At 49.8% G+C, this 12,266-nt stretch carries 14 protein-coding genes; 2 read left to right on the top strand and 12 right to left on the bottom strand.

Features of this window, described 5'->3' with window-relative positions:
• Positions 1 to 31: 31 nt before the first annotated feature.
• A complete protein-coding gene (locus tag K1718_RS13205) occupies positions 32 to 343 on the bottom strand; it encodes a helix-turn-helix domain-containing protein (RefSeq protein ID WP_265682311.1) in 312 nt (103 codons plus the stop codon).
• A 167-nt stretch (positions 344 to 510) separates the two neighbouring features.
• On the opposite strand from K1718_RS13205, the gene K1718_RS13200 reads away from it, so the two are divergent.
• Positions 511 to 963: a helix-turn-helix domain-containing protein gene (locus K1718_RS13200; protein ID WP_265682313.1), complete on the top strand. Its 453-nt coding sequence runs from the start codon at positions 511 to 513 to the stop codon at positions 961 to 963.
• On the opposite strand, the gene K1718_RS27545 is transcribed toward K1718_RS13200, so the two are convergent.
• From K1718_RS27545 to K1718_RS13175, 6 genes are all read right to left on the bottom strand, one after another.
• Entirely contained in the window at positions 869 to 1,384 is a 516-nt protein-coding gene (locus K1718_RS27545) for a GNAT family N-acetyltransferase (protein ID WP_418068134.1), read from the bottom strand. The two genes, K1718_RS13200 and K1718_RS27545, sit on opposite strands and share 95 nt — an antisense overlap.
• A 430-nt stretch (positions 1,385 to 1,814) precedes the next feature.
• The gene (locus tag K1718_RS13195) at positions 1,815 to 2,579 is read right to left on the bottom strand and encodes a PDC sensor domain-containing protein (protein WP_265682315.1); all 765 of its coding nucleotides are present in this window, start codon (positions 2,577 to 2,579) and stop codon (positions 1,815 to 1,817) included.
• Between the two features lie 188 nt (positions 2,580 to 2,767).
• Positions 2,768 to 3,103 (bottom strand): hypothetical protein, encoded by a 336-nt coding sequence (locus K1718_RS13190; protein WP_265682316.1) that lies wholly within the window; start codon positions 3,101 to 3,103, stop codon positions 2,768 to 2,770.
• Positions 3,104 to 3,541: 438 nt separating this feature from the next.
• Positions 3,542 to 3,997 (bottom strand): hypothetical protein, encoded by a 456-nt coding sequence (locus K1718_RS13185; protein WP_265682317.1) that lies wholly within the window; start codon positions 3,995 to 3,997, stop codon positions 3,542 to 3,544.
• Between the two features lie 86 nt (positions 3,998 to 4,083).
• Positions 4,084 to 4,941, bottom strand: coding sequence for an endonuclease/exonuclease/phosphatase family protein (locus K1718_RS13180; protein ID WP_265682319.1), 858 nt, complete (start codon positions 4,939 to 4,941; stop codon positions 4,084 to 4,086).
• Positions 4,942 to 5,133: 192 nt separating this feature from the next.
• Positions 5,134 to 5,766, bottom strand: a complete 633-nt coding sequence (locus tag K1718_RS13175) for a hypothetical protein (RefSeq protein WP_265682320.1) — start codon at positions 5,764 to 5,766, stop codon at positions 5,134 to 5,136.
• Between the two features lie 680 nt (positions 5,767 to 6,446).
• Between K1718_RS13175 and K1718_RS13170 the strand changes: the two genes are divergently transcribed.
• Positions 6,447 to 6,827: a hypothetical protein gene (locus K1718_RS13170; protein WP_265682321.1), complete on the top strand. Its 381-nt coding sequence runs from the start codon at positions 6,447 to 6,449 to the stop codon at positions 6,825 to 6,827.
• 606 nt (positions 6,828 to 7,433) lie between these two features.
• Here the strand turns inward: K1718_RS13170 and K1718_RS13165 are convergent.
• From K1718_RS13165 to K1718_RS13145, 5 genes are all read right to left on the bottom strand, one after another.
• Positions 7,434 to 8,144 carry a hypothetical protein gene (locus K1718_RS13165; protein WP_265682322.1) on the bottom strand — a complete coding sequence of 237 codons (711 nt, stop codon included), beginning with the start codon at positions 8,142 to 8,144 and terminating at the stop codon, positions 7,434 to 7,436.
• A 129-nt stretch (positions 8,145 to 8,273) separates the two neighbouring features.
• Positions 8,274 to 8,477 (bottom strand): hypothetical protein, encoded by a 204-nt coding sequence (locus tag K1718_RS13160; RefSeq protein ID WP_152501351.1) that lies wholly within the window; start codon positions 8,475 to 8,477, stop codon positions 8,274 to 8,276.
• A gap of 431 nt (positions 8,478 to 8,908) precedes the next feature.
• Positions 8,909 to 10,171, bottom strand: a complete 1,263-nt coding sequence (locus tag K1718_RS13155; protein ID WP_152501350.1) for an ABC transporter permease subunit — start codon at positions 10,169 to 10,171, stop codon at positions 8,909 to 8,911.
• The gene (locus K1718_RS13150; protein WP_152501349.1) at positions 10,168 to 10,974 is read right to left on the bottom strand and encodes a taurine ABC transporter ATP-binding protein; all 807 of its coding nucleotides are present in this window, start codon (positions 10,972 to 10,974) and stop codon (positions 10,168 to 10,170) included. Before K1718_RS13150 ends, K1718_RS13155 begins: the two co-directional genes overlap by 4 nt.
• 84 nt (positions 10,975 to 11,058) lie before the next feature.
• Positions 11,059 to 12,060 (bottom strand): taurine ABC transporter substrate-binding protein, encoded by a 1,002-nt coding sequence (locus K1718_RS13145; protein ID WP_152501348.1) that lies wholly within the window; start codon positions 12,058 to 12,060, stop codon positions 11,059 to 11,061.
• Positions 12,061 to 12,266: the final 206 nt, after the last annotated feature.

Genomic DNA, 12,266 nt, shown 5'->3' with positions numbered 1-12,266 from the left:
ACGGACAAGCCGGATTGACGGATGACTGACATCACGCAGCTTTCCTGTCTGGGGCAGACGCCGCTTTCTGGCTAGCGGCACCAGCCTCATGTTTGCTAGAAAGGATTCGAGCGGAACGGATCGGATAACGGTCAGGCCACAGGTCCTCAGGTTCCAGGTTGAGAAAATCCGCGATTGCCTTTTCGGCTTTGCGGTTTGCCCTCGTCCAGACCTGGGAAAACGATTTGATTGTGATGCCTGCGCGTTTTGCCAGCTCTCCGAAAGTCATCCCTTGACGGTGAATTTCGGCGGTGATGGAAAATCGGTCCCATCCATCTGGCGGACTGTGTTTTGGTTTCGCCATATGAGCCTCTCTGTCGTGAAAACGGCTTGTTGCAGCAAGCCGTTTTCTTTGGACTTTGTGTGTGACAACTCGGCGCGACTACTCGCGCCGACAAATAGGAAGGTAGTCTAAAAAATTGGATTTAGTCAATCTAAAAGATTAGACTTTCCAATTTTTTGCGTGCGCTGATGAAAACACTTGGGCAGCGAATAAAGTTTGCAGCAGATAAGATCGGTGGCTTAGACGCTCTGGCTAACGCCGCCGGTGTAAAGCGCGCGACCATGTACAACTACGCAAAAGGGTCAACTGAGCCGAAGGTCTCTGCTCTGGTTGAAATTGCAAAACACACTGGCGTTTCAGTAGAGTGGTTGGCCATTGGGGATGGTGATGTTCTAAGGAAAACGGAGGTGGTGGTTAAGGACGCCTCGCTCCGCGACATAAGGCGCTACGTTTGGAACATCGCGGAAACCTATTGGGAGCAACTCCCGCGAAGAACCAAGCCTGATGCATTTGCAGATAAATTTTTGGAGATGTTTGATTACCTCCTCACCCGCGAAGACCTAAAAGACGACGCTGTTTCTGAAGTGATCCAGTTTGATGCTGAGCAGCAGAAGCGCGCATCCGGTCAAGGCGAGACATGAGACTATTGTAGTCTGTCACCCTGTAGCCAACTTCGGGCAATCCTACGCCTGCTATTACCCGATCACGGAAGATCTCAGGCTTGCAGCCGAGAAATGGATAAATCCGCCTATAAGGGTTCGATTGAAACGCCCAAAGGCAACTGGGCCACAAGCCCTTATCCTTCAGGAATGATGCGATCGCCATAAGGCCTAATGGACCAATGCTCGTCCCGCGATACTCCGGAAGAACATAGCAAGCATGCAATTCGCCTGGGACGTCTAATACAGGATCATCGTTTGGCTTCGACATCGCAAAACCAATAACGGTGTCGTCACATTCGAGCGCAAACAAGTTGGACTGTTCTGGCTTACATTCAAACCATTTCGTCCATTGGTTTTGGCGGTACCCAACATCCCTTGCGACATGCACTTTCCAAGGCATGAAGGAATAGACTTCCCGCCAGCAACGAACGTGGATTTCCGAGATGATCTTTACGTCAGATTGAACAGCTTCCCTAACACCATAAATAGTAGACAACAATCTAGCTCCCCTTTAAATTGCAACCGCCTAAAGTTGCATGGGGGGAGATATGCGTGAGAACATACTGCGTCAGGTTATTACAGATGGCGTAGCTGACAAGAACAGCCTGTTACGAAGTGCAATTAAGGTTAGTTTTCATATGGCATTTGGATCGGCGCTTACCGCCGTGTATTTCGCTTATACAACTGACCGTGTTCCGAATGATGAAATGGCAAAGCTTGCTGCTTTGGCTTCAGTGTCGACCGGAGAACCAGCATCCACACACTGGATGAGAGCGCACAACGAAAGCGACTGGAACCCTATCAACCAGGTCGACACTGTGCGCCGTTTCTTAGTTCACATCGACGTCGACAGATGCCGTGTCCGGCAGCCCCCTGACGCTGACACTGATCAGCGGGAAATCTGGGCTCTTTCTCCAAGCAACAGCAAATATTGAATGCTGAAACTTTACTATGGTTGAGCCGTTCGCAGCCATGCTGTGAGCGGTTCGCTTGATAAGCCGCGGCATGAAGTCTGTTTCGGGTGGAAACATGGACACGATTGACCCGTCCGGCTGCAGCGCCATTGACCAGCAATCACCGCATTCACTTTGAAGATCGACGATTGCAAAAGGCGCTGTGACCGCAACATAAGTCAGGTCACCTATCCGTTTCACGATTGGTACAAAGTTGGTTCCAGATGAACGTCCAATAACCTGCTTGCCAATGATCAGATCAGAAGACGAAAGAGCTTCCTTGAAATAGCTCCGATCCGCGAGATCAAGCTCGGTAGTCGGGAACTTGTAACTATCGTGCTTTAGTTGCCCGTCAGGCCCTATGACGATGATCGCGCGCACTCCAGGTATTCGAGATGCAAGTCGCCTCAACTCAGTATGGATGAGGCGATCGACTTCCACTGACGACACAATGAAGGATGCGGCATCTATCGCCTGCCCCGTAGCAAAAAGAACCCGTTCAGCTGAGAGTTGATTTGTTCTCGCGGATCGCTCCGTTTCCGCTATCAGGTACTCGAGTTCAGCGGCGTTCTCCTCATCTTTCGCTATCGCCGCAAATGCCAGAAAAAGTGAGACTGCAAAAAAACTGAGTGCTCTAATCACTTCCAACCCCAATTTTCAACTTATTGACGCATCACCCCTTATCACTAAGCGAAGGTAGCACGACCAAATGCAACCGTGAAATGAAATTTAGGTAGTATTCAACTCTGCGGTTGGATGTGACGATACTGTTTTGAATAGAACAACCACCGAAGATAAACGGTTGGCTCGGCATCTCATCGCCCGTCAAGTCACTCCTGTTCGTCATCCAAAATCCTTAGAACTTCCTTGAAGTTCAACACACTGTCACCAGGTAGTTCAGACACGAAAGCAGAAATACTATTGAGCTGTTTTTGACGTTTAGTAGAGAAAGTGTATGCACTTCCTTCGTCGAGCAACGCGTAGAGTTCCATGCGGACGGCGGATGCCCCAAGTGCACGACCAGCATCCCAGTCTCTGCACGTATCTGGCGAATCGCAATTACGCTCAGCCAAAACAAAATCGAGATATAGCTGGATGATATTAATGCAGTCTCGAATTGTTTTCTCGCGAGTCTTTTTGCAAAAGGCAGGAACCACCTCGCCCATGAACTAAGCTCCCTATGAATTCAGTCGAATGACCGTCAAAAAGGTGGAAATAGTTTGTTTACCCAGCGCCGATAATCTTGCAAATGCGAAACATACAGTCGCACACGGGTTCTGCGACATGCGATCTCCACAAGTTAGCCGTTTGCAGGACCCGTTTTATCTTTAGTCGTGCTTCTCGAAATAACCAGCCCTAAAGGCGCGTTCTATGCAGCTCTTGCAGATCTGTGACGCTGCATGCTCTTCATCGGAAGTATCGCACCGCATAACCGTGCTGGTCTGACCGCACAAATCACACTTCTCCAGTGCTACCACACCGATGCAAACTGTCCTACGAGATGCCCCATTTTTCGACTGATAGAACAACTCGGACACTGCGATCGGCTCCCTCCTGCGCGACATGTGAGATACATATCAAACACAATATAATGAGGTAAAAGTTTACACCTTAAAAATCAGCGATTGATTGATTTCAAAAGGAAATCTCATTTGGCCACGCTTGTGCAGCGGTATGTCTCGGCCATATGGGCCAAATGAAGTCACGCGCCAATCTCCACCGCGCGCCGCCATTTCCAAGGTTTTTTGCCGACGACCAGTCCTGATTTCACCAGAGCTTCTTTGAAATATGTCCCTATCAGGCAAATCCAGCGGCGCTGTCAGCCTCTTCAGCACCGTATGGACCAGCCGGTTATTCTTGACTGAGGAGACGATAACAGCCGCCGCATCAATTGCCTGATCAGCGGCATAGAGCACTCGCTCCGCCGTCAATTGGTTGGTCCGCGCCGACTGAATGGCCTCCCCAATCAACTGATCGACAGACGGCCCATCACTCTGCGCCAACGCAGCAATGGATAGAAAGAAAGAAAGAAAAAACAAAAAAAATAAAACTGCGCACAACCATTGGACCCCACCAAAACTGAGAGAGCGTTACGCTCTCTCAGAACCACCGTATTTCAGCATGAATTTGACAATATTATTCGCTCTTAGAGAGCAAATCGGGCCAATACCGGTCTGTGGTCAGGTCCACCCGATTTCTCAGCATCGCAATAAGCCGGAGCACTATTAAGAATTTTGACATCAATCGGCTCAATGTCGGCATTCTCAGTTAAGAAGAACAAATCCAGCATTGAATCAAACCTGTCTGAACACTGCGTTTTCACTGGATTGGAAGGTGCCAACCACTTTGAAACGGATGCAAGCGTCTGGAATGCATCCGAACTGGTGTTGCCATCAGTCGAACCCGGTTCCACCGGAATGTTGAAATCTCCCGTAAGGATCACCGGCACATCCGATCTTTCGATCCACTGTTTGATGATTTCAGCTTGGTGCGCGCGCGTGTCCTTGCCATCCCCGCAGCATTTCAAGTGAACATTTCCCACATAGAATTCGGTCGACGTATCGCGATCGAAGAAGCGCATGAATAGGACACCACGAAGCCCCCAGTCAGGATCCCCCAAACGTCCTGTCCCGGGTCTGGACCGGACACCGTGAAGTTCAACGGTTTCGACATGACGAAGGCGCGACGAGTTATAAACTATGCCCAAATGATCGTTTTTCCGGTGCTGGGAGCCGATTTCACCGCTGGTTGACAACTCACGTCGGAAGGACTTTCGTCCGCCAACAGCACCTGCGGCAACTGTGTATTCGGTCAAGGCTTCTAGGTCTTCCACCTCCTGGAAAGCCCAGACATCTACAAATCCTGCATCTCGGATCACTTGAGAGACAGCGATTTCATTTGTGTCCGATGCAGATTCCGCATTTAGAGTACCCACGATGAGTTCTTGACCAGCCGCTGATGTTGAAATTGCTGCAAGAAATACAATAGGAATTAAAGAACGCATTTCCTCCTCCAATTTACCTTTGGTTGAACAACCCTACACTAGCGGCAGACACAATCATGCTTCAACCAAAAATTGCTACAGTCTCCGTGTTCTCGATTTCTTCAAAGCAAGCGTCAACCGCCGCATCACCAAGTAAGTCCGAGAATATCTGAAGCTGAAGGCGGGAGATCAAACGTATTGACGACATACCACTTAAAAATACTTAAGAATTGCTTCAAGTAGCTTAGCTGCAGACCCAAACAGTTTCTGAAGGGTATCACCAACCCTAATCATTGTTTCCGCATCTCGCACCTGCCTGAGAGTAGTTTCAACGGCCTCAGCAGGTATTTCATCAGGTGCATCTTCGTTGTCGTTGTCAGTGTAGCATCGTAGTGCTTTCACACTCGCTTGTACCTGCCTAAATCGAGCATCGCGCACGCTGGGGTCGTTGATCCCACGCATGTTTTCTTCGATTTCCGCCAGCGTTTTATCCAGCGTTCTGAGCAGATCAAAGAAATCAGGAGCGCGTCCTTCTACGCGTGTCATGCCTCTGTCTTGCCGCAAAATCGTATAAAACGAGGTCGAGATATTATCGTTCCAGTAACCACCGCGTTTAGAAAATTTGCAATCTAGAGACCTTGCAGTAAGTTTAAGCACACCCTCAACAAATGATTGATCAAAATTCCTGTTGTACATATTGTCATGTGATTTCGAAGAAAAGTCGAATTCACCTATTCTTTTAAAGAACTTCTCGTAGTCTTCATTTGATACATTTGCGAAAGTAATATCACATCCAGTCTCATTATTTTTTTTCTCAAATACACACTTAACGAGAACCGATTTCATGTTCAGATCTATGTCCAAATAACAAAAGTAAGCAACAATCTAAGAGGAATTTCCAGTCTGTTCACGATGATGGCAACGCAGATAATTGAAAATCCCAGAGTTCCACCTTAAACACGAAGTCGTTTCACCTCAATTCGGTACTTCCCCCAGAAATCCGCCATTTTCACCAAGGTGGGAACTCGCCTTAAAATCCAGGCCTCAGTTCCAGCCTCTAATTCTCCGGATCGGAGATCTCAAAAAGTAATTTCAAATGGCGCAAATACCACGCACCGGAACTCCACTAACTTATGACAAATGAAGTTGCGCGCCAGTCATTGCGTCTTCCTTATCCGACGCATCACAAAGGGAAATGAGTGGGGCCTGAGATCGAAGAAAGCTGAGTTGACTTTTTTGTGCGGCCTTGCTTGGCCATTCGCCAGCTATCGACTCGCATAACCTGCAATATGGAACATGAATTTAGATGTGTCGCTTAGTTTGCTAAGCAACGCAGTAATGGCGACATGAAACGGTCTTGCTTGGAGTAACCTCTCACTTTGGAAAGGAATACAACGTTAGTCCCAACACCACGTTATTTGCAATCAAAAGGCGTATTTTACCATCTTGGATAATCTATTTTAGTTGACTCTAGGTAAAGTTTAATAAAATCTAGAGTTGCAGTGTAAATTGTTTTGGAGGAAATTATGAAGAAATTTATCATTGCAGTGGCTTTGTGCCCATTAGCCATAATGCCAGCTCTTGCAGAGAATATTGTGTCTTCTTCAGCTGTGAGCGCCGGATTTTCGATTGAAACAAAGATTTATGATGCGGTTCAATCCTCAAACGCAGGGCACGTCGGAAGCGGAACACTTGCAAAAGTCAAAAACTCTTTGGGTTGCTACTTGGTGAAAACAGAATTTTATCGCCACGGTGATCCAAATCGAGGTGGCTTAACTTGCAGGGTGTATCCCAAAGCAGATCGATGGGTTGTTGAAGCTTCTGGTCCAACGCACAACCTGGGCACAAACGGTGGTTCAGCCACTTCACTTTGCCAAGCGATGTGTTTGGTAATCAAACGTCCTTAGTGCTTATTTGGGGCCGCAAAATGCGGCTCCAACGCTCTCGTAATATTAGACATCTTGAGTACCCATATAACGAACTAAAAGTTCCCACCTCTTTGCTGGCGTGATATCGACCTAGCTGGAGAAATTGCGAGAAAACAGCCCTTTTGCCAAGGTGGGAACTAGTTTCAAGGAACGTGTTTCAGTTCCCACCTCAGCTTCCGCCAGCAATTGATTTCTAATGGTAATTTCAATTGGCGCGAAATCTGCTCTCCAAGAATTCCCCGGCTTGGGCCAAATGAAGTTGCGTACCAGTTTCCGCTAAGCGCCGTCATTTCCCACGTGTTTGCCGCAGAGTTCCGCCAAGTTTCACCAGATCCCGGATAGTCCCGGATAATCCCGTTCCCGCCATCCGTTCTTGCGCGTTACACGTGCGACGGTTCGCCAGAAAACAATCAGCATTCTTGAGTGTAACTTCGTGCACAAACTAATTCTTCGTTGCAGGCACGTTGTTGCAACTCACATGGCCAGAATTTTTCTGGTGTACCGAACACGTTCGGCTTCAAAATCCTCGACGTAACGACTACTCGGCACTGGGAACTTCTAAGGTCTTGTGTTCGATCGGCTCAACTAGCGCCTCAGAAACTGTTCAATTGGGATAAAGATTGAGCTTCCCGGTGACATGATCGCAGCGGCGGGTTGTGTCGCCAAAACGATTTCGGCACCTTCCGGATTCTCAAAGGTGCATGGCAGCGAGCCATGACTATTTGAGACAGTTACTTCGTACACATCCACAAGAACCACATAGTTTCGTAGTTCTTCAAAGTCGGAAACAACTATGTAAGGCTGACCACTCCCTCTTTTGAAGTGAATGGTGTTTCCATCTACATCGAGTGGCATCCCGTGCACAAACTCATGTGTCATTCGCCTTGAGGCCTGACCATTCTTCAAAAGCAACTTACTCTGGGCATCATTCATCGATGGATCGTTGTGATGTTGCTTCAGTTTTTCCAGAAGGTATTCCTCTACGAGTTTCAAGGCGTTTTCAGCAACGATTCCTTGCTGCGTTTTGTAGTTTCCATCGACATTATTTGGCTTCCGTCGCGGATTTGTTAGCGCGCGAAGTTCCTCTCTGCTCAATACCCTGGCATTGTTTTGCAACTTTGATCGGAGCAAAGCCTGGCTGCGCGATTGCACTCTTTGCAAAAGCTGATGTCGGGCAAAGCTTGCAGCTCTGTTGCGACGAGAATTAGGGTTTCGACTTCCTGTTTGTGCGCCACGAACCATGAAAAACTCAAAATATTTTTGTTTGCGAGAAACGATAAAATGGAAAACATTCAAATAACGTCTTTGACTAAGTAAATCGTGTTTGCGGCCAGGACACAATAACTATCAACTTCTTATTTGTTGTGATTTTGTATGTCGCTCGTGGCTGAAAATCGTCTCCTCCGAGCAATCGCTTCGACCTAATCAAAGCAAATAGAAAAAGAGCGGACCTTGGGCAGGTTCAACGGAATGGACTTCAACGCGAACCTCGTGCTCGGAGCCTGTTTGGCGAAGTTTTTTTCCGGCAACGATTTCCGCAGCAGACTGGGCATTTTCCGCGCGAATGATTTTCTGGCTGCCGGACACTCTCGTACCGTTGTGCAAAAGATATGTACGGAACAGTCGCAACCAGCCCTCCCTGAAAACCCAAAAGGTCGGCCATCGTGGGTTATGGAGTCTTGACCAAAATCAAAAGATGAGAATGCCCTGTGCGAAAACGAGTGACGCCTCCTTCAGGAACTTGTTCTTCTAAATGACGGCTACATGCCTAACTCTTGAAATCTATACCTAAAATGGGATTAGACGCTCTTGTTGAAACCAGTGCATATGACACTCAGAGGCTTGGATAAACAAAACAAAAACGCCTCCCGAAACTTCGCGTCAGCGTTCGATCAACCAAATGAAAATGTCAATGATTCGAGATGTGCTTGGCCAATAAAGATGCAGTGATCAAACACTGCCTCAATACCGAAATGATGTGGCTGCGACGTGGCTGAACCTACGGCAGCACCAACCAGATGTGATTGGAGCTGCCGCAGATTTCATTCGTGTTTCCTTTGTCAGGAACGGCCTTTCCACGGCACCAGAATTCGTTCGGCAAAACGCATCAGAATATCAATGCTGTAGCCGACAATGCCGATGAGGATGATCCCCATGATGACAATGTCCGTCAGCTGGAACTTGGACGCTGCGATGATCATCATACCCGCGCCCTTTTGAGCCGCGACAAGTTCAGCCGCAACCACCGTTCCCCAACAAACGCCCATGGCAACGCGCGCACCGGTGAAGATTTCCGGTAGGGAATTGGGCACGATGACATATTGCAGGATCTGCCGTTTGCTGGCCCCGAGGGAATACGCGGCATGAACCTTGGTGATGTTCACGCCAGAGACCCCCGCCCTTGCCGCAATTGTCATGATCCAGAGAGCTGCCAGGAACAGCAGTACGATCTTGCCGGTTTCCCAGATGCCGAACCAGATGATGACCAGTGGGATCAGAGCAAGCGGTGGCACAGGTCGCATGAATTCGACGATCGGATCAAACCAGCCGCGCACCCAACTGGACAAGCCCATCGCATAACCAAGCGGAATGCCGATAAGCGATCCAAGCAGGAAGCCCGCAACCACGCGCAAGAGCGACCAGCCAAGGTGCTCCCACAAGGTAAAGTTCTGATAGCCTTGAGAAGCAATCTCCGCAAACCGGACGACCACCGCTTCAGGTGCCGGCATCCAGATGGGTTCCATCTGCAAGCCCTTGCTTGGCTGGAAGCTTAGTGAGCCTTTCGGCGTCATGGTGACGGTGCCGTTTTCAACACTGACACTTTGACCAGCCGATATCGGTTGACCGTCGACAGCAGTTACTTCCGCGCCCTCACCGTCATTCCGCGTGACTTTCAGAAGAACAGACCGCCAGGCACCAACGGTGCCAGAATCGTTCTGGGCAAACCCGTCGGAGGCCGCGACCTCCGGCTTGTCGGCTTTCACACCAGGCTCGTGAACGATCACATCGACCGTGGCATCAGCAGATTTTCCGCTAGCGTCCGTGGCCGTATAGGTAAAGGACGTCTCTCCTACAAACGGGCCTGGAACGTGAACCGGCACCCATTTGGAGCCGGTGAAGGCACCCCAGATGAAGAAGATCACCACAATTGAAATCACGGACGCGGCCCTGTTGGGTGTGATCGCACTTTCATCACCGAAGGTAACGGTTTTCAGGCTCGTGAAGTCCTGTCCCCGTTGCAGCTTGCCGCTGAGATACCGGACGAGGAAAAAACTGGCCAGAAACAGGCCGGCGTAAATTAGGAAGACAACGGATCCGGTCATGCTGCTGTCTCCGATCTGCCCATGATTTCTTCTTCCATTTCCCAGATCATTGACAGGATTTCTTCCCGTTTTTCAGCAAAGCCTTCGCTTTTCTTGACCTCGCGCAAATCCATGTTCACACCGCGATCAGCGAAAGGAAGTCGGTATTCCTTGTGAATGCGTCCCGGCCTTGGGGCCATCACCAACAGGCGTTCCCCAAGCAGCAGCGCCTCTTCAACCGAGTGTGTGATCAGAATGACGGTCTTGCCTGTTTCTTTCCAAAGCTTCAGCACGAGACCTTGCATTTTTTCACGCGTCAGCGCGTCGAGAGCGCCAAGCGGTTCATCCATCAATATGACGTCAGGATCGTTCGCAAGGCATCTGGCGAGCGCAACACGCTGTTGCATGCCGCCGGAAAGTTCATAAACCGCCTTTTCCTTGAAGTCCTGAAGCCCAACCGTTTCCAAAAGGTGATCGACGATCTCGTCGCGCTGCTTTTTCGGCATCGACTTCATTCGCGGGCCGAAATCCACGTTCTTGCGGACGCTCATCCACTCAAACAAAGCGCCCTTTTGGAACACCATTCCCCGTTCGGCATCCGGCCCGGTCACCACGTGACCGTTCATGCGAACCTGACCGTCCGTCGGAGCGAGAAACCCGGCCAATATGTTCAACAAGGTTGTCTTGCCGCAGCCCGATGGTCCGAGAACCGACATGATTTCGCCCGTCTTCAGCTCAATGGAGACATCCTTGAGCGCCTGGACGTGCGTTCCGTTGGGCAAATCGAAACGCATGGAAATATTTTCAATATGAAGGCCATCCATAGCCGACCATCTCCTGCAGCCTGATTAAGATAAAAGAAATGGGGCGGCGACGAGCGCCGCCCCATTCAATGCAGGATACGCCAATCAGTTGGATTGTGCCGCGGCCAGATAGCTGGAATCGACCGTATCAGCATAAGTGTCCAGAGCGACCGGGATCGATCCGGCTTCCTTGAACACGTTTGCAACACCGAGCATGAAGTTCTGGACGTTGCCGTCAAGCCACTTGGCACTCAGCTTGTCTTCCATTGTCGGGAAGGTAAAGGTCGCCAGAGACTCTTCCGCCGCTGCCTCATCCATACCAGCGTCTTTTGCGATGACCTTCAGCATTTCAGCCTTCTTGTCACCGGCATTCCACATGGCGTTGGCTTCTTCGGTCACCGCGAGGAACTTGGTCAAAAGCTCGCTCTCTTCAGCCGCAAAGTTTGCCGGTGTGCTGATGCCGTCAAAAACAAGAATGCCGAGTTCTTCTTTTTCAGCACCCGTCAGAAGCACGTTGCCGTGTTCCTTCATGCGGCGCAGCGCACCGCCCCAGCCGCAAACCATGTCCAGGTTGCCCTGAGCGAATGCAGCTGCTCCATCGGCCGGCGCCATGTCGACGATTTCCATCGTCGTGATGTCAACATCGAAATGCTTCATCTGCTCCAGAAAGCCGAAATGGGCGGCCGTTCCGATCGGAACGCCGACTTTCTTGCCTTCCAGTTCCTTGGCGTTCTCTTTTTCGATCTCGAGCGTTTCTGCGACGACACAGTTGTCGTTTTCAGAGTAGCTCACAGCGATATCTGCCAAGATCAGATCCTGTCCGGCGGAAGTCGCAACCACGAAAGGAGGCACACCCTGGCTGACGGCAATTTGCACGTCGCCGGACGCCATAGCTGCCGACATTGCCGTACCAGCGTCAAAGGACACCCATTTGACAGGCATCCCGAGCGCTTCGTCATACATACCGGTCGCCTTGGCGTACTGGAAAGGCATTGGCCATTCCAGGAAGTAAGCGACGGTCAGTTCTTCAGATTGTGCAGTTGCCGGTAGGCCACTCATGAATGCCAGTGCAGCAGCCGCGCTCAACAGTTTAGTTTTGTAGGTCATTTTTATCTTCCCACTGTTCCCTCGTTATTATGCAGGCATGCAGGTGTTCCTGTCTTTTGCCGTCTCCCAGTTTGTACGGCTGGCCTGCGTTTGAAAATGGTTACGACAGAACCGCACGGTTACAATAGAAACACTCAACTGGAACTAAAGCTATTCCCGATCTGGCCCTATATGTCGCCGCTGGGTGCATGTTGTCTGGACCGGAA

Source organism: Roseibium porphyridii (assembly GCF_026191725.2).
Taxonomy (GTDB): Bacteria; Pseudomonadota; Alphaproteobacteria; order Rhizobiales; family Stappiaceae; genus Roseibium; species Roseibium porphyridii.
Note: the sequence above shows the minus strand (reverse complement) of the source record. Positions and strands in the feature narration are given on the sequence as shown.